At 71.0% G+C, this 24,379-nt stretch carries 15 protein-coding genes; 4 read left to right on the forward strand and 11 right to left on the reverse strand.

The features are described 5' to 3' along the window. Positions 1–502: 502 nt before the first annotated feature. The 8 genes from tagF to phnD all read right to left on the reverse strand — a co-directional run bounded on the left by tagF (position 503) and on the right by phnD (position 10,666). Positions 503–1,129, reverse strand: coding sequence for a type VI secretion system-associated protein TagF (gene tagF, locus VPA02S_RS09700; protein ID WP_062363604.1), 627 nt, complete (start codon positions 1,127–1,129; stop codon positions 503–505). Further along, positions 1,126–4,725 (reverse strand): type VI secretion system membrane subunit TssM, encoded by a 3,600-nt coding sequence (gene tssM / locus VPA02S_RS09705; protein ID WP_062363607.1) that lies wholly within the window; start codon positions 4,723–4,725, stop codon positions 1,126–1,128. Before tssM ends, tagF begins: the two co-directional genes overlap by 4 nt. Then, positions 4,722–6,050, reverse strand: coding sequence for a DotU family type VI secretion system protein (locus VPA02S_RS09710; RefSeq protein ID WP_062363609.1), 1,329 nt, complete (start codon positions 6,048–6,050; stop codon positions 4,722–4,724). Before VPA02S_RS09710 ends, tssM begins: the two co-directional genes overlap by 4 nt. A 32-nt stretch (positions 6,051–6,082) precedes the next feature. Next, a complete protein-coding gene (gene tssK / locus VPA02S_RS09715; RefSeq protein ID WP_062363612.1) occupies positions 6,083–7,414 on the reverse strand; it encodes a type VI secretion system baseplate subunit TssK in 1,332 nt (443 codons plus the stop codon). A gap of 197 nt (positions 7,415–7,611) precedes the next feature. Next, positions 7,612–7,887: a hypothetical protein gene (locus VPA02S_RS09720; protein ID WP_062363615.1), complete on the reverse strand. Its 276-nt coding sequence runs from the start codon at positions 7,885–7,887 to the stop codon at positions 7,612–7,614. A gap of 29 nt (positions 7,888–7,916) precedes the next feature. Continuing rightward, positions 7,917–8,462: a hypothetical protein gene (locus VPA02S_RS09725; protein WP_062363618.1), complete on the reverse strand. Its 546-nt coding sequence runs from the start codon at positions 8,460–8,462 to the stop codon at positions 7,917–7,919. A 159-nt stretch (positions 8,463–8,621) separates the two neighbouring features. After that, on the reverse strand, positions 8,622–9,668 hold the full coding sequence (locus VPA02S_RS09730; protein WP_062363621.1) for a phosphate/phosphite/phosphonate ABC transporter substrate-binding protein: 1,047 nt from the start codon (positions 9,666–9,668) through the stop codon (positions 8,622–8,624). 14 nt (positions 9,669–9,682) lie between these two features. After that, positions 9,683–10,666, reverse strand: coding sequence for a phosphate/phosphite/phosphonate ABC transporter substrate-binding protein (gene phnD / locus VPA02S_RS09735; RefSeq protein WP_244883428.1), 984 nt, complete (start codon positions 10,664–10,666; stop codon positions 9,683–9,685). Between the two features lie 291 nt (positions 10,667–10,957). Between phnD and VPA02S_RS09740 the strand changes: the two genes are divergently transcribed. From VPA02S_RS09740 to VPA02S_RS09755, 4 genes are all read left to right on the forward strand, one after another. Continuing rightward, the gene (locus tag VPA02S_RS09740) at positions 10,958–12,847 is read left to right on the forward strand and encodes an ATP-binding response regulator (protein ID WP_018904054.1); all 1,890 of its coding nucleotides are present in this window, start codon (positions 10,958–10,960) and stop codon (positions 12,845–12,847) included. Between the two features lie 224 nt (positions 12,848–13,071). Continuing rightward, the gene (locus VPA02S_RS09745; RefSeq protein ID WP_244883430.1) at positions 13,072–14,067 is read left to right on the forward strand and encodes an ABC transporter substrate-binding protein; all 996 of its coding nucleotides are present in this window, start codon (positions 13,072–13,074) and stop codon (positions 14,065–14,067) included. Further along, on the forward strand, positions 14,064–16,055 hold the full coding sequence (locus tag VPA02S_RS09750) for an ATP-binding response regulator (RefSeq protein WP_062363624.1): 1,992 nt from the start codon (positions 14,064–14,066) through the stop codon (positions 16,053–16,055). The genes VPA02S_RS09745 and VPA02S_RS09750 overlap by 4 nt, the downstream gene beginning before the upstream one ends. 69 nt (positions 16,056–16,124) lie before the next feature. Then, on the forward strand, positions 16,125–16,928 hold the full coding sequence (locus tag VPA02S_RS09755; RefSeq protein WP_062363626.1) for a hypothetical protein: 804 nt from the start codon (positions 16,125–16,127) through the stop codon (positions 16,926–16,928). Between the two features lie 18 nt (positions 16,929–16,946). On the opposite strand, the gene VPA02S_RS09760 is transcribed toward VPA02S_RS09755, so the two are convergent. From VPA02S_RS09760 to VPA02S_RS09770, 3 genes are read right to left on the reverse strand one after another with little or no spacing between them, the layout of a single operon-like run. Next, positions 16,947–17,726, reverse strand: coding sequence for a glycosyltransferase family 2 protein (locus tag VPA02S_RS09760; RefSeq protein ID WP_062363629.1), 780 nt, complete (start codon positions 17,724–17,726; stop codon positions 16,947–16,949). A gap of 1 nt (position 17,727) precedes the next feature. Continuing rightward, positions 17,728–18,828, reverse strand: coding sequence for a radical SAM protein (locus tag VPA02S_RS09765; protein ID WP_062363632.1), 1,101 nt, complete (start codon positions 18,826–18,828; stop codon positions 17,728–17,730). Between the two features lie 13 nt (positions 18,829–18,841). Beyond that, entirely contained in the window at positions 18,842–24,376 is a 5,535-nt protein-coding gene (locus VPA02S_RS09770) for a beta strand repeat-containing protein (protein WP_062363635.1), read from the reverse strand. Between the last annotated feature and the right edge of the window lie 3 nt (positions 24,377–24,379).

Here is a 24,379-nt window from a genome sequence, read left to right on the forward strand (position 1 = left end):
TGCGTCCCTCCGCTTCGCTGCGGGCAACCTGCGGTGCTCGACTCCGGCGGGGGTCCGCAGAACTCGCTTCGCTCAAACAGCTGCGGCCCTGATCCCGCCTCCATCTGCGCTCCTCGGCGCAGCCAGAAGGGGTGGGGAGAAGACAGGCCATCGCTTCGCTCGGCCGAGTCCGATCCAAACAGCCAATACCAACCACCGCAGGCGCTGCGCGCCTGCGGTGGCTTGGTGGCCGAGCGAAGCAAAGGCCCGTTCGGTATCCAAGCCCCTCTGTATGCGCCGAGGAGCGCAGGGTTTCGCGGATCAGGGCTCGCAGCTGTTTGAGCGAAGCGAGTTCTGCGAGACCCCGCGAAACCCGAGCACCGCAGGTTGCCCGTAGCGAAGCGAAGGGTCGCAGACAGTGGGGTCGCCTTTTCTTTGGCTACTTTCTTTTGGCGAAGCAAAAGAAAGTAGCTCGCCCGCCGGGGCGAGACCCGGCCTCCGGCAACAAAAGGAAGCAGGAACTTCATTCCCCACCCCCCAAAAACAAAGCCTCAAACCGACCATCCAAAGGCAACCCCGCAACAAGCATCCGAGCCCCGTCACCAGCCCCCGGATCGCCAAGCCACAAAGACTCCCCCACCCCCGGCAAGGCAAGCGACTCCACTGCCATCTCGCGCACCTGGAGATCACCGGCAGCAGCAAACACCCTCTCCAGCACCGCATCAAACCGCAGCGCATCCAGATCCCCTTCAAGCCCTTCGAGCGCAGCCCGCGTCCCCCGCGCCCACCACCGCAGCGCATCCTGCAGTGCATCGCCCTGCAGCGCCCCGCCCGCAGAAGCATCGAGCCCCACCGCCAGCGTGAACGGAAAGTACCTCCCCACCCCATCGACCGACGGCATCAGCACGCCGATCCATGCACCTTCGCCAACCACCTGCGGCCCGAGCGCAAAGCACCACACCGGCGCTTCGAGGTAGTGCGAAGTCCAGTCCGCATGCCGGTCGCGCAGCCGTGCCAATCCGCGCTGCAGCCACGGGTCCCACACCGAGCGGAACGACTCCGGCAGGCGCCGGTGCGCGAAGTCGCCCATGCCCGGCAGCTTGCCAAACCATCCGGGCAATGCAGAAAAAACAGCCGCGTCGTCGCTCACAGCCCCTCCGGACAGGAGAACTCGCGCAGCTCCTTCAAGCGGATCGGATGCTGCACGCTGTTCGTCGTCACTTCGAAGCGCGTCTTGCGCGCGCCGATCTGGAAGGTGATGAAAAATTTCTCGGGCGCATCGCCGGCTTCGAGCTGGCCGTCGTCGAGCGTGCGGAACAGCGCCCATGGCCCGTCGACCGCCGCGCCCGAACTGCCGATGGTCGAAGGCGGGCTCACCTGGATGCGCACCTGGTTGCTGCCCTTCGGGCCGGGCCACTGCACGGCCATGGGCACCACGGGGCCGTGCGCGTACTTCACGAGCTGGCCGTCGACGTCGAGGATGAACTGCGTGATGCCCGCATCCATTTCCACCGGCTTGAAGTCGAGCCGCATCGACGGCCCGCGCCCGCCGCCGCGGAAGAAAATGTCCTTGATGCGCGCGGCCCGCTCGAACTGCGCCAGCGCCTGCGTGGTGACGGCGCCGCGTTCGGCCACGGGCTTGTAGCGCCAGGGCTTGGTGCTGGTGTCGACCAGCGCGGCCAGCCGCTTCTGGAAGAAGTCGTCCATCAGGCCGCCGGCGCCGAACATCTGGCCGAAGTCCTCGGGCAGCACGTCGCGCTTGCTGCTGCCCACGAAGGGGTAGCGGCCGGCGATGGCGCGGTTGCAGAAATCGGTCACGGGACGCAGGTCCTGGCTCAGGTTGCCGCGCTCGGCCACCTGGGCCTGCGCCGCGCCCGACTGGCTCAGGTTCTCGACCATCGTGCGCACCGGCTCGGGCAGGCGGCCCGCGTCGGACTTGAGCTTGCCGGCCACGTCGCCGGGCGGCGGCGAGGTGCGGCCCTTCACGGCCGTGTCGACGGCGTTGAGGTACACGTACACCTCGTTGAAGAGCTTGAGCGCATCGTCGATGGGCGCGGGCTGGTTCGGGCCGGCGGCGGTGACGAGGCGGCGCAGCGGCTCGAAGCGGTCGTCCACGATGCTTTCGATGCGCTTGCCGCTGGCCACGGGCTTGCTCGGGTCGCCGCCGAACAGGTCTTCCAGGCCCTTGCGCGTGCTGGCGACGGTGGCGGTGGCCTTGCTCACCACGTCCTTGGGCTGGTCGGCCGGAATGAGCGTGGTCTCCTTCACCACCGCGCGCAGGAAGTTCGCAAGCGGCGAGCCCACGCCCGAGAGAATGCGCGCGGCCTCGATGTTCTTTTCGAGCCCGCTGGCGCGGATCAGCCGCACGTCGGCCAGGAGCGCCTCCCAGACCTTGACGTACTCCGCAAGATAGAGGCGGCGCACGCGGTCGGTCAGCGCGCCGAGCGCCGCCACGTCGCGCATGCGGTCGGTGGCGCTGCGGTCCTGCCCGAGCACCCACGGGTCTTCCTGCGCGAGCAGGCCGGTGAGCACCGTCACTTCATTCTGGAAGCGCTTGTGGTAGCCGTCGTAGGTGAACATGCCCGGCACGCCTTCGGTCAGCGGCTTGCCGCTGATGCGCTCGAACACCAGCGGCGCCGAAGGACCCGCGGCCGTGGCAATGCTGAAGGCCGGAATGTCCTTGGTGGCGCGCTGGCGCTTCAGGCGGCTGAACACGCGCTGCTCCAGCGGATAGCTTGCGAGCACGGCGCGCACGCTGCGCACCAGGTTCTCGTCCATCTTGAGCGGCGAGCGCGGCGGGCCCTGGGCAATGAGCACATCGAGCTGGTCCTCGAGCGCCTGGCGCTGGTCTTCCGGAATGCCGCGGTCCAGGCTGCGCGCCCAGTCGAGCGTGATCCAGGCCTTGAGCGCCTCGGCATCGAAGTGCTCGGGCTGGTAGAGCATGAGATAGCTCTTGAGCGCCTCGTAGGTGTATTCGAGGTTGTCCTTCTGCGCGGTGCGCAGCTGGTCCTCGATGCGCTTGGCGATCTGCGGCAGGAAGGCGTCGTTGAGCGCGCGCTGGTGCGTGAGCATGGCGGCGGCGTCGAGCTTGTCGCCCTGGTAGAGGCCGAGCGTCATCGACAGCGGCTCGTCGCCCTGGCGGTTGTCGGGTGTCTTCCAGATGTTGCGCAGGCCCTGCAGCACCGGCGCCACCTCGACCAGGTTCTGCACCCGCGAAGGCAGGGCCGCCAAGGTCTGGCGCGCGGGCTCGACGCGCGCCTCGACCGACTTCAGGTAGTTGAGGTTCTGCAGCGTGCTGTAGCCCCAGCCCGCGAGCAGCGCGAGCGTGACCAGCGTCATGGCCGCCACGCCCGCCACGCGCAGCGCATGGCGACGGCGCTCCAGCTTCACGTTGGCGCCGGCCAGGCGCTGCTCGGGGAACACCACCTCGCGCAGCAGCGCAGTGAGAAAGTAGCTGCGGCCGCTGGACTTCTGCGGCGCGAGCATCGCGCGCTCGATGCCGAAGCTGCGCGAAAGGCTGCCCATCACGCGGTCGATCGGGCTGCCTTCCTGCGTGCCGCTGGTGAAGTACACGCCGCGCACCCACGGCGGCTGCGCGAAGCGCGAGCCGGTAAAAACCTGGTCGAGCAGGTCCGACAGCATCGAGCCGATGGAGCCGAACTGCGCCGGAAAGCCGAAAATCGCCGCGCGCCGCGTGCCGTCGGTCTCGCGCTGCATGCGTGCGATGAGCCCATCGTTGACGCGGTTGTGCAGCAGCGCGAACTCGCGGTGGAAGGCGGTGGACAGCCCCTTCTCGCCGGCCTGCACGTTCTCGTCGGCCGCCAGCGTGAAGCCGAAGACCTGCGCGCGCTGCTCCTTGCCGAGGTCGTCGAAGTAGTCGGTAAAACCGTAGAGCAGATCGCTCTTGGTGACGAGCACGTACACCGGCAGCCGCGTGGTGAGCTTCGCGTCGAGCTCGAGCAGCCGCGCGCGGATGGAGGCGGCCAGCTGCGTGCGCTGCTCGGGGCCCTGGCTCAGCAGGTCGGCCACGCTCACGGTCAGGAACACGCCGTTGAGCGGGCGGCGCGGGCGCGCCTTCTTGAGCAGGCCGAGGAAGCCCTCCCATGCGCTCTTGTCTTCCGACTGGTGGCTGTCCTGCGTGGTGTAGCGGCCGGCGGTGTCGATGAGCACGGCCTCGTCGGTGAACCACCAGTCGCAGTTGCGCGTGCCGCCCACGCCGCGGATCGCGCCGGGGCCGAACTTCTCGGCCAGCGGGAACGAGAGGCCCGAGTTGACCAGCGCCGTGGTCTTGCCCGCGCCCGGCGCGCCGATGAACACGTACCACGGCAGGTCGTACAGGTAGCTGCCGCCGGAAATGGAGAGCCAGTCGCGCCAGCCGGGTTTCTTGCCCGCGGCATGCAGGCGCATCTGCTTGAGCGTGGCCACGGCTTCGCTGAAGCGCGTGTCGAGGATCTTCTGTTCGCCGTTGACCGGCGCATCGGCCTTGGCGGCGGGCGCCTTCATGAGGCCGTCGGTCAGGTGCTGGCTCGCACGGCGCGCGCGCCAGCGGCGGTAGATCGCGCGCAGCACCACGACGAGCACGATGGCCCCGATCAGCAGCGCGCGTGCGAGCTCGCTTTCGAGCGGCACCCACGCGCCGATCTTCACCAGCGGGCCGATCCACCAGATCAAGAGCGCAACGATGACCAGCGCCAGCAGCGTCAGCAGCAGCGGGCTGAACAGGAAGCCGAAGAATTTCTTGATCATTTCGTCACTCCCGCCGCGGCAGCCACGCGGTCCGGCTCGGACAACAGCACGATGTCGACGCGCCGGTTGCGCGCGCGGTTGGCCGGTGTGTCGTTGGCGGCCACGGGCTCGGCGTCGGCCTTGCCGTCGGAACGCATGCGCGCCGGCTCCACCAGCGTGGTGAGCGCGCCCTTCACCGCATCGGCGCGCGCGGCCGACAGGTGCCAGTTGGAGGGATAGCGCAGCGAGCGGATCGGCTGGTTGTCGGAGTGGCCGGTGATCAGCACCTCGCCCTTCACCTCGGCCAGCGCCTGCCCGATGCGGCGCAGCACCGGCAGCGAGGCCGCCATGGGCTCGGCGCTGCCGGAGCCGAAGAAGGAATCGCCGCGCAGCCGCACCACGCTGCGGTCGGCCTCGTCGGTCACGGTGACCAGGCCCTGCTTGATCTCGGGCTCCAGAAAGCGCGCGAGCCGCGGCGACTTGGCCGGCGCGGCGGGCGGCGCGATCTGGATGTTGGGCACGCGCAGGCCCGACACCGCGGCATAGGTGGTGTCGGAGCGGTAGTTGAGCGTGAGCCGCAGGCCGAACCAGGCCAGCGCGAGCAGCAGCGCGAAGCCGGCCGCGAACACCCACAGCGGCAGCGATTCGCGCAGCCGCACCGTGCCCGCGCCCTGCCCGCGCCAGTGCGGCGAAAGCTCGGCCTCGAGCGGCGGGCGGTCCTTGGCGATCAGGTCGGCCAGGCGCTGGCGCACCGAATCGAGCTGCGCGCGGCCGTTGTCGACCACGCGGTAGCGGCCTTCGAAGCCGAGCGCGAGCACGCTGTAGATCAGCTCCAGCAGCTGGCGATGGGTGGGCACGTCCTGCGCGAGCTTGGCGAGCAGCTGGAACACCTTCTCACCACCCCAGGTCTCGTTGTGGAACTGCACCAGCAGGCTCTGCTTGTTCCACCCGGCCTGCACGCCCCAGGGCGTGTTGGCCACGGCTTCATCCAGCGCGGTGCACAGCACGTAGCGCGCGGCCAGCACCGATTCGTTGCTGGCGCCGGCGCGGCGCGCGGCGGCGTCGAACTGGTTCACCGCGTCGGCGGTGGAGGCACGCAGGGCCGGCACGTTGGGCGGCTGCACCAGGTTGCGCAGCTTTCCGATCAGCACCAGCAGCTTGCCCGCGGCCGAGACCAGCGGATTGAGCAGGCCGATCTCGCCGACGTCGACGGCCGGCGTCGGATCAGCGCCGCCGAAGAACGGTGCGGGAGCCGGCGCGGGCGGCGTGCCGGCCGGCGTGCGCGGCTTGGGCTTGATGACCGTGCGCTCCGACTCGAAGGCGGCGAAGGGATCGGGTGTTGTCATGATGGTGTTCCGTTTCCGTCAGCCCGATGCGGCTAGGAACGAATGGCCCAGAACGCGAGGTCGAGGCCGGGGAAGTCGCCCGCGATGTGCATCGCGATGCCGCCCGATTGCTCCAGCTGGCGCCACAGGTCGCTGTTGCGCGTTTCGAGCTCGAAGTAGTTGGCGCCGGTGTGGAAGGGAATCTGCCGCGGTGCCACCGGCATCGGCGTGAGCGTGACGCCCGGCAGCGCCAGGTTGACGAGGTCGCGGATGCGCTCGACCGGGCCGATCTTGACCTGCGTGGGAAAGCGCGCGCGCAGCGCCTCGCTCGGCATGCTGGCATTCACCGCGAGCACGAAGGTCGCCTTGCGCTGCAGCTCCACGTCGGTCACCACCGCCACGCGCACGCCGTGCTTGCGGTCGTGCAGGTCGATGCGGATGGCCGACTGCTCCAGCACCATCGAGAGGCTGCGCCGCAGGTCGTCCATCAGCGGGCGGAAGCTCAGCGCCAGGTCGTCGTGGACGTAGGGGCCGAAGCGCGTGACGCGGCGCGAATCGCGAAAGCTCGCCAGGTCGCCGGCCAGCCCGAGCGCGTGCTCGAAGAAGTGCTGCGGGTGCAGCATGGCGCTTTGGGCCAGGTGCGCGAAGACCGCCTCGTTGCGGTTGACGGCCTGCAGCAGCATGAAGTCGGCGATCTCGGCCACGCCGCCGGTGCCGCCCTGCGTCATGCGGCCGGCCAGCGCCTCGCCGCGCTGGCGCAAGAGGCCCAGCAGCTCGTCGAGCCAGGAACGGATCACGGCATGGCCCGCCACGTCCAAGAGCGGCGGCAGCATCGCGCGGTCGAGCTGCACCTGGTTGTCGACGCGGCGCTCCAGCACGCGCGCCACGCCCAGCGTGGTCCAGGCGTCGGTGGCTTCGCTGGCGCGCATCAGGCGCGTGTGGAGCTGGCCCAGCTGCAGCACGGCGGTGCGCTCGCCCGCGGTGTTGGAGTCGGGCACCTCGGACTCGAGCACGCGGTGGCGCACCAGCTCTTCATAGTCTTCGGCATCGGCCTCGCGGGCACCGGCGCGGCGCAGCGGCAGCGCCAGCACCACGGCCTCGTCGCGCATGGCGGGCGGAATGTCGATGGGCTCGGGCAGCGGATCGACCGCCGGCATGTCGAACACCGTGCCGTCGCCGAACAGGCCCACCGCCCGCACCAGCGCGAGCTTGCCCAGCGTGAGCGCGGCCTGGTCGATCTCGATCTCCGCGAATCCCCAGGCATAAGGCGTGGTGGAACGCAGCAGCACATGCCTCGCATGGTCGGCATGACGCTCGCTTTGCTGCAGGTGCTGGGGCTGCAGCAGCATCCCCTCGCTCCAGACCACTTTTGTTCGCCAACTCATCCGCACTCCGTCAACGGCAAGGGCTGCCTGAAAGAAACACGAAGTTTCCGGCGCGCGCCGCGGCGGGCAAATCCGCCTAACGGCCTAGATGCGGGGTTTTGGAGCTACGGCGAAGGGAGTAGATGCCTCGATGGCGGTGCGGCAAATGTCCCGCCGGTTGTCTACCGGCAAAAGGAACGGACGGCTCCGGGCGGGCGTTACAGGCCGTAGATCGCGACGATGGCCCAGAAGGTCAGCCAAAGGGCTCCTGCGCCCAGCGCAAGCATCGCGGCGACGAACGCCACGAAGTACCCGATGCGGCGCGGGAGTTCGGGCGCGGCCGGAACGCATCTCGCGTAGATCAAGGCGGCCCAAAGCAAAAGCGCAATCGCTCCGGCCGCCACGGCGCTCCCCGACATCGCCAGGATCCGATGCTGCTCCAGGAAGCGCAGGCCGACGCTGAGCAAAGGCATCGCCAAGGTCCAGGCCAGCATGTTCAGCGGCAGCCACCACCACCGCGTTTTCATCGGATCGCCTCGCCCTTGTAGTAATGCGCCGGCATGGGGCTCTCCCAACCTGGCGTCAAATATCCAGGTACGGACACCAAGGGCACGTAGCCCGTCACGCTCTTGAGCAAGCCTGCAACATAGGAGCTGCTGTTGTACTCGCCGGGACGCATGCGCGAGCCGAGGATGTTCTTCGGCGCCGAGTACGGAGAAACGTAGCTCGCGAACTTCTGAGAGTTGACGACGAGCTGGCGTGCGAACTCCTGTCGACTCATGCCCTGCGGGGGATTCAGAGGAATCTGGGTCCGCACCTCGCCGGGAAGCGAGTTCATGTATCGGTTCGATCGGATCAAGCCAAAATTTCGCCTACCCGCTTCAAAGAAGGTCGGCTGACCATCGATCACGGTGATGCCGCTGTAGGCGTCGTCGATGACGATCGAAAAATGCAGATCGGGCGTGGGCCAGGTGACATAGCCCACAGGATCTGCAGCGATGCGCCCGTACAGAGTGATGTTGGGCTCCGAATGCTGCGCACGCGCAGCCGAATTCATGTTCGACGGCATTTGTTCTCTCCCTTGATTGACCGGTTGCCTTGGCAGGCCCGAACCATGATATCGGCTCGGACAGGTGCCGCCGGTTGGCCAGGGTTCCCGCTTGGGGTCAGGGTCCGGGCTGTGGAGCGCACCCGCAGGGCTCGGCCTTGCGATGCCAGCTGCAGATGCTCAGCGCGGGGCCGCGCTCAGGGCCTCGACCTGTTCCCGGTAGTTCTTCTCGATGCGCTGCAGGCGCTTCTCGCGCGCGGCGTCGTTGACCCAGGCGGCGGCCATGGCGCTTTGCTTGCCGAGCTGGTATTCGAGCATGGCCTCGGCCAGCAGCGCGCTGTCGTCGGCGGGGGCATAGCCGTAGGCCGCGCGCAGCGTCTTCAGCACCTCGCGCTCGGCATCGGCGCCGGGGCCCTTGCCCTGGCCGTAGCCCACCAGGAAGGCCTGCAGCCGGGCCTGGAACTCGGGCGGATAGCTGCGCCGCACCACCATCTGCGCACCGGGCGGCGGCTCGGACTCCCACACGATGTGCAGCCGCGCGGCCTCCACCGGGAACTGTTCCCTGAAGCGCTCGAAGTCGGTGGTGTTGTTGGTGGCCACGTCGGCATCGCCGTTGGCCACGGCCAGCGCGGTGGCCTGGTGGGTGCCGACGATCTCGCCGCGAAAGCGCGTTTCCATCGCGATCCCGCGCGGCAGGAACAACTGGCTCTGCGGAATGAGGAAGCCGGTCACGGAGCGGCTGTCGCCGCGCGCGAGCCGCCAGCGCTCGGGCTCGGCGAGCACGGCCTCCAGCGTGCTGGGCAGGCCGGCCTTGCGCGTCAGCAGCACGGCGCGGTGGGTCGGCATGCCGGGCCGGCGCGCGATCTGCGCCACCACCTTCATGCGCCGCTGCATCACGGCGTCGAGCGCCATCTTGGCCGAGAGAAAGGCCATGTCGATCTCGTCGCGCTGGATGGCGCGGTCGAGCTCCTCGTACGATGCCACCGAGTAGGCGCTCACGGGCACGCCCATGGCCTGGCTCAGGCCGGCCAGCAGCGGCGTCCACAGGGCGCGCGATTCGACCGCGCCGCCCAGCGGCAGCACGCCGAAGCGGATCGACTTGACCGGCGCAGCAGCCGCCTTGTCCGCCGTGGCGGCACCGCCCTGCGCCAGGCAGGCCGCGGCAACGGCCAAGAGCGCGAGCGCCGCGGCAACCGAACGCAGGAGACGCAGCATGGACATGGACATGGGCAGGGACCGCGTCAGGGAGACAGGTCGCGCAGCACGGCGGTCTGTTCCGCGTACCCGCTCTCGATGCGCGAGAGCCGCGCCTGCCGCGCCGCATCGTTGACCCACTGCGCGCCCATGGCGTTCTGCCTGGCCAGCTGGTAGGCCAGCTTGGCGGCAGGCTGCAGCGAGCTGTTGTCCGCCGCCACGAAGCCGGCCAGGTCATGCAGCGACTTGAGCACCACGCGCTCCGCATCGCCCTTGGGCCCCTTCGCGCGGCCGTAGCCGACCAGGAAGGCCTGCACGCGGCTGCGCAGCTCGGGCGGATATTCGCGCCGCACCACGATCTGCGCATGCGGAATGAGTTCCGACTCCCACAGTACCTGCAGCCGCTCGGCCTCGGCCGGAAAGCGCTGCCTGAAGCGCTCGAAGTCGGCGGTGTTGTTGGTGGCCACGTCGGCTTCGTTGTTGGCCACGGCCAGCGCGGTGGTCTGGTGGGTGCCGACGATCTCGCTCAGGAAGCGCGTCTCCATCGCGATGTGGTTGGGCAGGAACAGCTGCAGCTGCGGCACGATGAAGCCCGACACCGACTGCCGCTCGCCGCGCGCAAGGCGCCAGCGCTCCGGCTCCGCGAGCAGGCTCTTCATGCTGTTGAACGGCGGCGCCTTGCGCGCCAGCAGCAGCGCCCGGTAGCCGGGCAGCCCGTCGTGCCGCACCACCTGGGCCACCACCTTCATGCGCCGTTGCGTGACGGCGTCCAGCGCCATCTTGCCGGACAGGAAGGCCATGTCGACCTCGTCGCGCCGGATCGCCTGGTCGAGCGCTTCGTACGAGTTGACCGACAGCACGCTCACGGGCCTGGCGATGGCGCGGCTCAATTCGGCCAGCAGCGGGTCCCAGTCGCTGCGCGACTCGAAGGCGCCGCCCAGCGGCAGGATGCCGAAGCGAACCGGTGCATCGGGCTGCGGCGCAGGCTGCGCAAGGGCCATTTGTGGCAGGCCGGCAAGCAATGCGAGCATGGCGGCCGCTGCGCCGCGGCGCGCCACGCCCATCATGGCGGCGGCGCGCCCGAACCTCGGGCAGCGAGAGGCGCGAAGGGCGTCGGAAGCGCCGGAAGCCTTCCGGGCGCGGCATGGGGAGGCCTGCATTTTTGGAACACGAAGACATGGGGCCGCTGCGGACCAGCGGGTCTAACATGGGCAACGCGACGCAATTAGATACCAAATACAAGTTAATTTCGTGATGTTTTTCCCATCTTTCGCTCGCATGGCCGCCCCTCTAAGCTCGACCTTCATGCGCCAAATCCCCCCATGAACTGGAACTTCCGCGTCCTCCGGGGGCTTGCGCGCCTCACCTTCGCGCAGCAGCTGATCCTGCTGGCGCTGGTTCCGGCCACCGCGGCCACGCTGGCGGCCATTGCCGTCCTGACGCGCCAGCACCTGGACAACCTGACCGCGCTGATGCGTGCCAACGCGCAGACGGTGGCCATGCAGGTGGCCACCGCGGCGCAGACGCCGCTGCTGCGCATGGACCGCCGCATGCTGCAGCGCACCGCCCAGTCGGGCACCTACCAGCCGCACGTGCAGCAGGTGCAGATCTGGTCGGAGGACGGCGAGATCGTGGCCAACTCCGAGACCGTCGACCGCGCGCGCGGCGATGGCCTGCAGGTGGTGGTGCCGATCGTCAGCGACGAGGGCCGCCAGAGCGGCAAGGTGATGGTGGAGATGAGCCTGGACGCGGTGCAGGACGCGCGCCGTTCGGTGTGGCTCAACGTGGTGCTGGTGCTGGCGATCAGCCTGGTGGGCGTGGGCCTGGCGGGCTGGTGGGCGGCGCGGCGCATCAGCGAGCCGATCCGCGCGCTCGGCAGGGCCGTGGACCGGCTGGGCGCGGGCGAGGCCGCGAGCGTGGCCATCGAAGGCACCTCCGAGATCCGGCACCTGCAGCACGGCTTCAACCAGGCGGCGCGCGCGCTGGCCGAAAGCCACCGCCTGCTGCAAAGCCGCATCAGCGAGGCCACCGCCGAACTCGCGCGCAAGAACCAGCAGCTCGAAGTCGCAAGCCAGGCCAAGACGCGCCTGCTGGCTGCGGCCAGCCACGACCTGCGCCAGCCGCTGCATGCGCTCACGCTCTTTTCCGACGGGCTGGCCAACGGGGAAACCGACCCGCTGCGTCTGCAGCGCATCGGCCACATCCGCGAGTGCGTCGACTCGCTCGACCGGCTGTTCTCCGAGCTGCTCAATCTCTCGCAGCTCGATGCCGGCGTGCTGCAGCCGCAGTGGGCCGACTTTCCGCTGGACCGGCTGTTCGACGAGATCAGCCGCAACTTCCGGCCGGTGGCCGAGCAGCAGGGCCTGCGGCTGGTCGCGCGCAAGACCGAGCTCTGGGTGCGCTGCGACTACGTGATGCTCTCGCGCATCCTCAACAACCTGGTGTCGAACTCGCTGCGCCACACGCTCGAGGGCGGCGTGCTGATCGGCGCACGGCGGCGCGGCAAGGGGGTTCGCATCGACGTGGTCGACACCGGCGTGGGCATCGCGCCGCAGCACCAGGCGCGCGTGTTCGAGGAGTTCTACCAGGTGGAGACCACGGGCCGCCAGGCACCGCGCGGCGCGCGCGGCATGGGCCTCGGGCTGGCCACGGTGCAGCGCCTGGCGGAGCTGCTCAACACGCGCGTCGACCTCACGTCCAGGCCGCACAAGGGCACCTGCGTGCGCGTGCTGGTGCGCTCGGCGCCGGCCGCGCTGCCGCCGCCGGCCGCCGCGCCCGCCGCCGGCGGCGCCGAAGAAGAAGCGAGCCTGGAAAACCTGCGCATCCTGGTGATCGACGACGAGCGCACCATCCTCGAAGGCCTGACGGTGGTGCTCACCCACTGGGGCGCCGAAGTGCTGGCCGCGCAGACGCGCGCCGAAGCGCTGGCGCTGGCCGACACCTGGGCGCAGCCGCCCGACGTGGTGGTGAGCGACCTGCTGCTGCAGGGCGGCGACAACGGCCTGGACGTGATCGCCGCGCTGGAGCGCCACCCACGCGGCATCGGCCCGGGCACGGCGCGGCTGCTGGTCACGGGCGAGACCAAGCCCGACCGCTTGCGCGAAGTGGCGAGCGCCGGCATCGCGGTGCTCTACAAGCCGGTGTCGCCGCGCGTGCTGCGCCAGGCGATCCAGGCGCAGCGCGCGGCGGCGCTGTCCAACGCCGACGCCTGACCAGGGTAGTGCGTCGGACATAGGCCAAGCGGCTGCCGGCGCTGTGATCTTCCTCACAGCCGCGCGGGGCTGCGGGCGCCGACATAAGCCCTCTGCCTTATCGCGCGGAGCAGGCGGCTTCCGTACATTGGGTGCTGCACTTGCTGCAGCCGCAGCCCATGTTTGTCGCCGTGAACCCTCTCATCTCGCTCCTCCGGAAACGGCGACGCCAAGGCGCCTGCGCCGTGCTGGCCCTCGTGTGCATGGCGCAGCCCGCTGCCAGCGCCTCGGCAGCCGAGCTCACGGTGCTGGTGGGCGACGAGCTCCCGGCGCATGCCGAGTTCGTGCAGCATCTGCGCGCGAGCCAGGAGCCCGGCAGCCGCTTCGAGCTGGTGCGGCTCGCGCCGGGCGGCGCCGAAGCCGCGCAGCCGGTGGAAACGGCTCGCGCCGAATCCGACTCCGAGCGCGGCGCCAATGCCGGCGTGCGCACGCGCAGCCTGCGCACCGCACCCGCGAACGCCGCGCTCACCCTCGCGGTGGGCGCGCCCGCCGCACGCGCCGCGCTGGAGCGCCCGGGCCAGCAGCCGCTGGTGCTCGCGATGCTGAGCCGGCTCGACTACGAGAGCCTTCGCGCCAGCAGCGCGGCGCTCAAGCGCGGCGACCGGCGCGTGGGCGTGCTGCTGCGCGACCCGGCCATGGCGGACCAGCTCGCGCTGATCGGCGCGGTGCTGCCGCAGAAGCACCGCATCGGCGTGGTTGCCACACCTGAATCCGAACCGCTGGTGCGCGAGCTGCAGCGCGCCGCGCAGAACGGCAATCCGCCCTGGGACATCCAGGTGGAGTACGCGCCCGACGACAGGTCGCTGGCCGGCGCGCTGCGCTCGGTGGTGCCGCGCAGCGATGCCCTGCTGGTGCTGCCCGACCTGATCGGCGACAACCAGGCCGCCACGCTGTCGGTGCTGCGCGCCGGCGCCGGCGCGGGGCTGCCGGTGTTCGGCGCCAGCGAAGGACTGGTGCGTTCGGGCGGCCTGGCCGCGGCCGTCTCGACACCGGCGCAGCTGGCCCAGCAGGCGCGCCTGCTCGGGCAGAAGCTTGCGAGCGGCGCCGGCGGCAGCGGCAATCCGCTGGTGGAATCGGCCGCGCCCGCGACCGTGCGGGTCAATGCCACGGTGGCGCGCGGACTCGGCCTGCGCCTGCCCGAGGAGCGGGAACTGACCGAGCGGCTCACGGTCGTGCGATGAGCGAGACGCTGCCCTCCGCGGGCGGGCGCGCCGACGCAGCGCCGCCGCCCTCTGCGCCCACGCCCACGCTGCTGGTGCGCGGCAACCTGCAGCGCGACCTGTTCCGGCTTGGCGTGGTGCCGTGCGCCGCGGTGGCGCTCGCGCTCACCGGCTGGTTCACCCACAGCCGGCTGCAGACGCTGGAGGCCGCCTTCGACGCCGAGGGCCAGGCGGTGGCGCGCCAGGTGGCGGCCATGTCCGACCTGAGCCTTTATGCCGGCGACCTGCCGGCGCTGCAGAACGTGGCCAATGCCGCGCTGCGCGGCGGCCAGGTGATGCGCGTGGAAATCAGCAACAGCGCCGGCGTCTACGTGACGGCCGGCCCCAAGGCCTCTTCGCTTGCGCAGCTGCGCATGTTCACCTCGCCGGTCACGCTGCGCGAGGCCTCGCGCGCCAGCGCCTTCGCGCCGGCCGGCTCCACCGCCGCTGGCGACGCGCCCATCGGCCTGGTGCAGACCTTCCGCGACACCACGGCCTATGCGCGCGAACGCAGCCGCTCGCTGATCGCGAGCATCGGCATCGCGCTGGTGGCGCTGCTGGCGGCCTGGGCCTCGGTGCGCCACATGGCGCGCACGGTGGCGCGGCCGCTGCGGCGCATCTCGCGCACCGTGGCCGCGCTCGAGGGCGGCCACTTCGAGGCGCGCTGCGACGTGGCCGAGGGCGACAGCCGCGCGGCCGCCGGCGGCGCCGGCAAGGGCCGCGCGCATGAGCTCACGGTGCTCGCGCACGACATCGACCGCCTGGCCGAGCGCCTGCAGCGCAACCGGCAGATCAGCGAGGAGCGCGTGCGCGAGGCCACCGCGGTGGCGCTGCAGCGCATGGCCGAGGCCGAGCAGGCCGCACTCTCGCGCGCCCGCTTCCTGGCCGCGGCCAGCCACGACCTGCGCCAGCCGCTGCATGCCATGGGCCTGTTCATCGACGGCCTGCTGCCGGGCGCCAGCGCCGCGCAGCGCCCCGCCATGCTGCGGCTGCAGGAGAGCACCGAGTTCATGGGCGTGCTGCTGGACGACCTGCTGGAGATCTCGCGGCTCGATGCCCAGGTGCTGACGCCGGCGATCACCAAGGTGCCGCTCGCGGCGCTGTTCGACCAGCTCGATGCGCAGCATGCCGCCACCGCGGTGGAAACCCACGTGCGCCTGCGCTGGAGCGACCGCGGCCTGGCGGTGCGCAGCGATGCGGCGCTGCTGCAGCGCATCGTCGGCAACCTGGTGGCCAACGCGCTGCGCCATGCGCCGGCCGGCGGCACCGTGCTGGTGGCCGCGCGCCGCGCCCGCGGAAGGAACGGCGACAGCGTGCGCATCGAGGTGCGCGACAACGGCATCGGCATTGCGCCCATCCACCAGGGCCGGATCTTCGAGGAGTTCTACCAGGTGGCCAACACCGAGCGCGACCGCCGCCGCGGCTTCGGGCTGGGCCTGGCGATCTGCGCGCGCATCGCGGCGCTGCTGGGCACCCGCATCACGCTGCGCTCGGCGCTGCAGGCGGGCAGCACCTTTGCGCTCACGCTGCCCGCGGCCCATGCGGCGGACGCCACCGCACCCGAGCCCGCGCCGCTCGCGCTGACGCCGCTGGCCGGGCTGCACTGCATGGTGGTCGACGACGACCCCGCCATCCTCGACGGCAGCCGCGCGCTGCTGGAGCAGTGGGGCTGCCAGGTCGAATGCGTGGCCACCGGCGCCGAGGCCATCGCGCGGCTCGGCACGGGCGACGTGCATTTCGACGCGGTGCTGTGCGACCTGCAATTGGCCGGCGACGCCGACGGCATGGAGGTGATCGATGCCGCCAGGCGCCTGCAGCCCGATGCGCTCGCGGTGCTGGTCTCGGGCGCCACCGGGCCCGAGGTGCTGCAGCGGCTGCGCCACGGCGGCGTGATGCTGCTGACCAAGCCGGTCGCGCCGGCCAAGCTGCGCGCACTGCTCACCACGCGGCGCCATGCGCACGCGGCCTGAACTGCACGCCCTTCTTCCACCAGCATTCACCAGGCATTCACCAGGCATTCACCACGCATCGACCTCGCCATGCTCGACACCGCCGCCCTCAAGGGCATCCGCCCCTTCGTCGCCACGCCCAGCTACAGCGGCGCCATGGCCAGCCTCTATGTGCGCAGCCTGCTGGGCCTGGTCAATGCGGCGTGGACGCACGGCTTCGCCATGCAGACGCGCTTCCTCGACGGCGACAGCCTGCTCACGCGCGCGCGCAACCGGCTGGTGGCCGAGTTCATGGCCGATGCGCAGTGGACGCACCTGTTCTGGATCGACGCCGACGTCGGCTTCGCGCCCGATGCGGCGCTGCGCCTGCTGCTGTCCGGCCGCGAGGTGGTGGCCGGCGTCTACCCGCACAAGAACGACGGCTGGCCGGCCCAGGGCCTGGCCCGGCCGCTGCCCGCGGGCGCCACGCAGGCCGACTTCGACGCGCTGCATGCGCGCTATCCGCTGAACCTGCGCCACACGCCGACCGAGGCCGACGCCGACGGCTTCGTCGAGGTGCTGGACGCGCCGACCGGCTTCATGCTGATCGCCCGCGGCGTGTTCGAACGCATGGCCGCGGCCATGCCCGAGCTGCGCTACACGCCCGAGGCCGGCGACCACGCCAATGCGCACTTGCCGCACTGGCGCTTCTTCGACACCCAGTTCGAGCCCGCCACCGGCCGCTACCTGAGCGAGGACTTCGCCTTCTGCCGGCGCTGGCAGCAGCTGGGCGGCCAGGTGTTCGTCGACCTGCAGTCGCGCCTGTCGCACCAGGGCCTGAAGACCTGGCACGGCGACCTGCCGCGCGCGCTGGGCGCACTGGACGCAACGGGCGGCCACGGCCTCCCGCGGTGAGCCGGCGCACCGGGTCCGTCACGCCCGCCGCGCCGGCGGATCGAAGCTCCACTGCACCCGCAGCAGGCCCCAGAGCTCTTCCGGCGTGAGGCCGACGCCGGCCGAACGCAGCAGATCGTCGTGCAGCCCCCCGGGCGGCGGCAGGCCGGCCTGCAGATAGGTGGCGCGCCAGCGCGATTCGTACAGCACGGTGCACTGCCGGGTCCAGCACACCCGCAGCCCGTGGTGCTGCATGAGCCAGCACATCGCCCGGTCGCACACGGGCGTCAGCGAACGCGGCAGCTGCGACCACGCGCCCCAGAGAAACCCGGCCGAGCGGGCCAGGCTGATGCAGTTGGTGTCCACGAAATCCGAGCCCGGCGCCTCGTCCGGCGGAACGATGCGCAGGTGCTCGTGGCCGGGCAGGAACATGTACCGCGAAGAGAACACCGCATCGACCGGCCGGCCCCGCTCCCGGGCCTCGGCGTAGGCCTGCACCACCGAGGCGACGTGGCCGGGCAGGAACAGGTTGTCCGCGTCCAGGAAGCACACCACGTCGGCGCCGTCGGCCAGCGCGCACAGCGCGCCGATGCCGCGCGGCGTGCAGCCGAAGTTGGCGTTGACCTGCGGCAGCACGATGTGCCGCACCTGCGGCCATTCGGCCAGCAGCCCGGCCTGCGGGAGGCCGTCCGCCACCATGTAGTGCACCACCTGCGGATGGCCCTGCGCGCGCACGCTCTGCATGCAGCGGCGCAGCACGGCGGCCGGCTCGCGGTGGTAGGGGGTGACCACGGCCACCCTGAGCGCCGTGTCGTTCACCTCAGCCTCCGCGGTCCACGTGCAGGGGAATGGTGCGCGCCACGCCGGCCGCGGGCCGCGCCGCGGGAAAGAGCGCGGCCGGTCGGCGCGAGGCGCAGGTGCTGGTCTCCCGCCGCACGCTGTGGCTGATGCCGCAGAACTGGTTGCACCCGCGCATCGCCGTGCGGACGAACTCCGCCTCGCGCCAGAACAGGCGCAAGTCGCCGGGCTTGTCCAGCTGCATGCCCGGAAAGCTGCCCGAGAAGCACAGGCGCGCCACGCCGTAGTGGTCCACCATGATGTTGCGCTCGTAGGTGTTGCAGATGTGTTCCGTCGTGCGCGTGTGCGAGCCCCAGCCGCGCGCCGCGTCCGGGCAGGCGCGCAGCGTGGAGAAGTACATGTGCACCTGGTGCAGCCAGAGCGGGTTCAGCCCCAGGCCGAAGCGCTGGTCGCAGCGGCGGATCACCTCGACCAGCCGGTCCGGGTCCACGTTGCGGTGGGCGGCGAAGAAGGGGTCGACCAGCCCCATCTGGCCGAAGCTGGGCTGCAGGAAGTTCAGCTTCAGCTTGTCGGCGCCCAGCTCGTCCAGCACGAAGGCGTAGAAGTCCTCCAGCTCGAGGTAGTTCTCGTCGAAGACGAGGCCCATCACGTTGATCCGGGTGTCGCCGCCCGGCGGGCGCGCCGCCAGCAGCAGGCGCAGCGCGGCGACCGCCTTGCCGAAGGCGCCCTTCACGCCGCGCGTGCGGTCGTGCAGGGCCGGCCGATGGCTGTTGAGCGACACCGAGATGCCGTGCGGGCCCTCGCGGATCATGCGCTCGGCCGTGGCCTCGTCGCGCACGCGAGTGCCGTTGATGACCGACAGGCAGGCGAGGCCCAGTTCGCGGCAGGTGCGCGAGATGTGGAAGTAGTCCTCCAGGTCGAGCATGCTCTCGCCGCCGCAGATCACCACGCTGCCCTGGGGATTCATCGCGGCGAACTCCGCCAGCACCTCGTGCCGGCGCGCCGGGCCGAGGTAGCGCGCACGGTCGGCGTCGTCGAGCTTCCAGAAGTCGCAGTGCTCGCAGCGCAGGTTGCAGCGCTTGTTCGTCTGGATGAACAGGAACAGGGGCGGCGGCAGTTCCACGGCCGGGTCGCTTTCAGAAATCGGCGCAGCCGTTCTTGCGGTCGGTGGCCACGCAGCTGGTGAGGTTGGGCCGCGAACGCACGCGCGACCATTCGCGCGCCAGCAGGTCGCCGTCCTGCTGCGCACGGTCGCCCTCCAGCGGCCCGGTGGCAAAGCAGATCGGCGGCGCGCCGAGGTTGCGGTCGAAGGTGTAGGTGTTGGTGTTGGGCAGCTCGCGCACCAGGTCCGAGCCCGGGAAGTCGGGCCGGCGCAGGCTGGCCGTCACGGTCAGCGTGCCGGGCACCACGTCCACCGCATAGCCGGCCGCCGAGGTGAAGCTGCCGTTGATGCCATAGCGCCCCGCGGGGCTGAAGATGCCGGCCGCGCTCGTGGGCGTGCCCAGGAAGCCGGCCGTGCCGTCGCCCAGGATCAGCCCGCCGATGGTGAAGCCGAAGGGCGGGTTGGCCGTGCCGAAGGGCCGGCTGGCGTCGCCGATGACCACCGTGGCCCGCGGCTGCTGGGCGTAGATGAAGTGGTTGTCGCCCGGCGTGATGCTCACGGTGCACAGCCCCAGGTAGGCGCAGTGGAACAGGTTGGGCGTGGCGCCCGAGCCGGCGAGGCCTCCGCGCGACTCGCCCACCCAGGTGTCGGCCCAGATGCGCCAGGGCGCGCCGCCGATGCTGCCGCCGCCCGCATTCTGGAAGCGCGCCGCGGCCACCAGGTCGGTGCCCGAGCTGCTGGTGACGGCGGCGTCCAGCGTGAGGTCGCCCGAGAGCGTGCGCACGAACACCGTGTCGGCCGCCATCGAGGTGGCCGACACCAGCTGCGGCTGGTTGCTGCCGGCGTCGAAGCCGGTGACCGACAGCGCGCCGATGCGCACGCCGTCCACGTCCTGGTAGCGGAAGGCGCCGGCGGCGCCGCCGCCCAGCGTGTTCTCGCTCACGTTGTTGGCCGCCCGGTCCAGCAGCACGCTGCCGCGGCTGGAGCGCGCCAGCAGGTGCTGGGCGGTGATCGGTGCTTTCACCGTCTGCGTGATGTCGCCGGCCGAGAGCAGGCCCAGGCGGTCCGCCGTGACGGCGCCGTTCAGCACGATGCCGCCGGCGCCGGCGCCCACGCCTTCGTTCTGCAGCGTGAGCGCGCCGGCGCTCGTCAGCGCGCCGGCCACGGTGATGGTGCCTGCGTGCGTGTTGCTGCCCACCACCACGCTGGGCGCATTCAGGCGCGACATCAGCGCGTCCGACAGCGTGAACCCGCCCCCCGCCGCACCGCCCACGGTGATGCCGGCGGCCGTGGCGTCGAAGGCATTGAGCGCCGCGTCCATGCCGCCCGGCCGCAGGTTGATGGTGCCGGCGGCGCTCACCGGCACGTCGATCGCCAGGGCCGGCGCGCTGCCGTCGTTGCTGGCACGCAGCACCAGGTTGCCGCTGCTTTGCACCTGCGGCGCCGCGCCGGGAGCGCCGGTGGACAAGAGGCCGGTCTGGATCGACACGCCGGGCGTGCCCTGCAGCGAGCTGCCGGTCAGCTCGATGCTGCCGCCGCCGGTGGTGGCCAGGCGCGCGCCGTTTTCCAGCCGCACGCCGCTGTCGGTGCCGTCGACCACCGCGCTGGCAAACAGGCCCTGCAGCGCGATGTTGCCGCTGCCGGTCGTGATGCTGCTGCCGCCGGTGACCAGCACGCCGTGCGTCGCATTGAATGCGCTCGAGCCGCGGTTGAAGTCCTGCACGCCCCGCACCAGCACGTTGCCGCTGGTGGTCGAGATGGCGGTGGGAACCGGAACGCCCACGGCCCGCAGGAACAGCGAATCCAGCTGCACCGCGCTGCCGCTCTGGCCCGTGCCGCCGGTCCCGGTGATCGCCACGTCGCCGGTGGCGCTGTCGATGCGCGCGCCGTTGATGCTCACGCCGCCGCCGGCGATGCTCACGTCGCCGCCGGCGCCCGCATCGGACTGGCCGACGCGCGTGTCGATCCGAGTGCCCTGGAGCAGCACGAAGCCCGAGGGCGCGCCGGTCTGCCCGTTCAGGATCGACACCGCCCCGCCGTTGGTGATGATCTGGTTGTTGAAGCGGCTGGTCACCGAATCGTAGATGCCGCCCACGCCATGCGCATGGATGGACACCGCGCCGCCGCCCGTGTCGATGGTGCCGTCCACGTCGATGTTGATGTCGCTGAACGCGGGGCTGGCGCCGACGAAGCCGGAGTCCAGCGTGACGCTGCCGCCGCGCGTGTGCACGTCGCCGCTGAACGCGACGAACTGGGTGCTGCTCGGCCCGTCCGTCACAAGGCTCAGGTTGCCGCCGCCGGTGTCGATGCTGGCGGAGTTGAAGACCACTTCGGCATAGCCCGTGCCCGTGGCGTGCGCCAGCACGCTGCCGCCGTTGGTGGAGATGACGGCCTGGTCGGCCCCCGTGTTGCCGAAGTAATGGACATAGCCGTCGAGCGCCCCGGCCGAGCCGGCATTCAAGATCACGTCCATCGGCCCCGTGGTCGAACGGATGATCGGCGCCAGGTACGAGCTGGAAAACACGCGGTCGCCTATCGAGTGCGCCGCGTTCAGCTCGAACACCAGCGGCGCGCTGCCCACCGTGCGCTCGATCACCATGCCGCTGCCAAAGCGGATGTCGCCCGCATCGGTGCCGCCGCTGCCGGTGGTGATGCTCACGCTGGTGCCGGTGTTCAGCGCGCCGTTGATGTCGCCGTCCTGGATGGTCGAGGTGGCCACCGGATCGAAGGGGTTGGTGGGCAGGCTGCCGCCGCCGGCCACGCCGTGGACGATGGTGACGTCATACGGGTCGACGATCCACCGCCCCGCCAGGCCGGCCGGCGCCGAGGCGTCGATGCGGATGCCGCTCACGTCGAACGAGCCGCCCGAGGTCTCGATCGTGCCGCCATTGCCGCCGGCGCTGCCGCCCCGGGCCTGCAGGTCGCCGAAGGCGCGCACCGAACGCTCGCCCACGAGGGTGATGCTGCCGCCGTTGCCGCTGCCCAGGGCGTTGGCCAGCAGCGTGAGGTTCGGGCCGACCGAGACCACGCCCGTGTTCTCGTTGCCGGCGCCGGCCGCGGTGCTGCCGCGGATATCGATGCTGCCGCCGCCGCCCGCGCCGCTGGCGTCCGCCAGGCCGCTGCTGTCCGCCGTCGATTGCGCGAGGATGTTGCGCCCCGTCACGCCGATGCTGCCGCCCATGCCGGTGGCGCTGGCGGCATCGAGCAGCGTGCCCTCGAAGGCGCCGGCCACCAGGCTCACATCGCCCGTGCCGGCCGCGATCCGGATGCTGCCGCCCGCGGCATGCAGCCCGTCGGCCTGCTGGGAGGACGAAAGCCGCACGCCAAACGGAGTGACCGTCGCGTCCAGCGGCGCGAAGCCCAGCGCCGCGCCCGTGCCGTCGTAGCCGAAGCCTGCGCTGCCGGCCGTGCCGGTGATCGCGATGCTGCGGCCTGCGCCGGCCTCGATGCGCGTGCCGTCGATCGCCACGCCATTCGAGGCGCCCACGGTGTAGCTGGTGCTCAATTCGACGGCTTGCGTGCGCAGGCCGGCGGCCATGCCCGACAGGTCGCCGCCCTGGCCGGTGATGCGCACATCGCCGCCGGTGGTCAATTTGGAGCCGGTGATCAGCACGCCGGCGCCATCCGGCGGCTCGCCGACCGGGCCGCCGCTGGCCCAGTCGCGCACCGTGCCGGTCAGGGCGATATTGCCGCTTGCGGAAGACAGGGCGACCGAATAGTCGTCGCCGTTCAGCCGCACGCCCGAGCCTCCCGCGGCGCCGCGGCCGGCCAAGGTGATGCCGCCGGCCTGCGTGCCGAGCGTGCTGTCGCCGTCGATGCGCACGCCGTCGGTGGCGCTCAGGAAGCCGCTGCCCACCTCGCCGGTGCCGCCTTCGCCGCGCAGCAAGATGCTGCCCGCGCCGAGCGTGCTCAAGGCGCTGCCGCCCAGCCAGACGCCGCTGCGGATTTCGCCGGCGCCGTCGGCACCCGGGCCCTTGACCTGTCCGCCGATCGCCCGCCCGTTGTCGCTGTCGCCCTGCCCGAAGAAGCGGATGTTCCCGCCGTTGGCATCGATGCGCGCACGGTCCAGCCGGATGGCCGCCGCAATGCCGTTGGCCTGGCCGGCCTCGGCGGCGGCCAGGCCCTGCGCGTCGGCATTGAAATCGACGTTCAGCGCACCGCTGGTGGAAGCGATGGTTGCGCCGCCGCCCTCCACCGCCCAGCGCATGTCGATGTTGCCCACCGAATTCACGCGCAGCGTGGCCGTGCCGCCGCCGTCCTTGATCACCTGGGCGCCGGGCTGGAACACGACGGCGTCGTTGATCTGCGCCACCTTGCCGGACGAGCGCGTGGTCAGCGTCACGTCGGTGCCCTGGCTCAGGGCCTTGCCGATCACGCTGGCCGCGATGTTGCCGGAATCGGCATCGGCCACGACCGAGAGATTGCGGCCCCCCTCGGCCGTCCAGCTGCCGTTGGCGCCTGCATTGCCGCCGGCATCGATCTGCGTACCCGCCAGCACATTGAGGTTGCCGGCCGTGGTGCGGATGCTGCCGCCGGCCGCGCCGGCCGCATTGCCGCTCGCATCCAGCGTGCCGCTCACCTCGAGGCCCGCGCCGCTGTCGACCTGGGCGCCGATGGCCTCCAGCACGATCTCGCCGCCGCGCTCGACCAGCGAACGCGCGCGCACCGTGCCGCTCTGGTTGACCACCTGCTGCACCAGCCCGGAGGCGCCCACCAGCACCACGCGCCCGCCATCGGCCGTGATGGTGCCGGTGTTCATCACCAGCGCCTTGGTGGTGGGGTCGGTCGCCTGCACGCCGGCCACCGAGGTGTTCATGAGCCCGCCTTCGAGCGGCACCGTGAACTTGGTCAGCCCGTCGCCTTCGAAGTCCAGCGTCACCCGGGCGCCCGACACCAGGCCCGCCGAGCCGCGCGCCACGTTGATATTGCCCTCGTTGCGCACCAGCGCGCCGATCAGCCCGAGCGTGCCGCCTTCGCCCACGCTGATGACCGCGCCGGGCTGGACCGTCACGCGGGCGGTGCTGTTGGCATCGTTGATGCCGCCGCCGAACAGCAGCTGGCCGCCCTTGCCCACCACGCTGCCCTCCTTGGCGATCTGGCTGTCGCTGATGTCCAGCGTGGAGGCCACCAGCCCGCCGACGTTCACCTGGGCGCTGCCGCCGAAGAGAACGCCCGAGGGATTGACCACGAACACATGCCCGTTGGCCGACAGCGTGCCGTTGATGACCGACTGCTCGATCACGCCGCCGCTGCCCACCACGCGGTTGAGCATCACGCTCGCGGCGCCCATCTGCTGGTTGATGTTGAGCGTCTTGCCGCCGTCCAGCGAAAACGCGTTCCAGTTGACGATGGCGTTCATCGTGCTCTGGTTGAGCACCTGCCTGGTCGCCGAGCCGCCGGAAGCGATGCCCACATTGCCGAACACCACATTGCCGCTCTGCGGAAAGCCCGCCGGCAGGTTGAGCTGCGCCCAGGCCGGCACCATGCCCATGCAGGCCAGCGACAGCACCAGCGGCCGCACGCGCCAGTGCCGCGGCAGGGCTTTCGCGGAAAGATCATGGTTTCTCATGCT

The sequence above is a fragment of the Variovorax paradoxus NBRC 15149 genome (assembly GCF_001591365.1).
In the GTDB taxonomy this organism is placed as follows: domain Bacteria; phylum Pseudomonadota; class Gammaproteobacteria; order Burkholderiales; family Burkholderiaceae_C; genus Variovorax; species Variovorax paradoxus.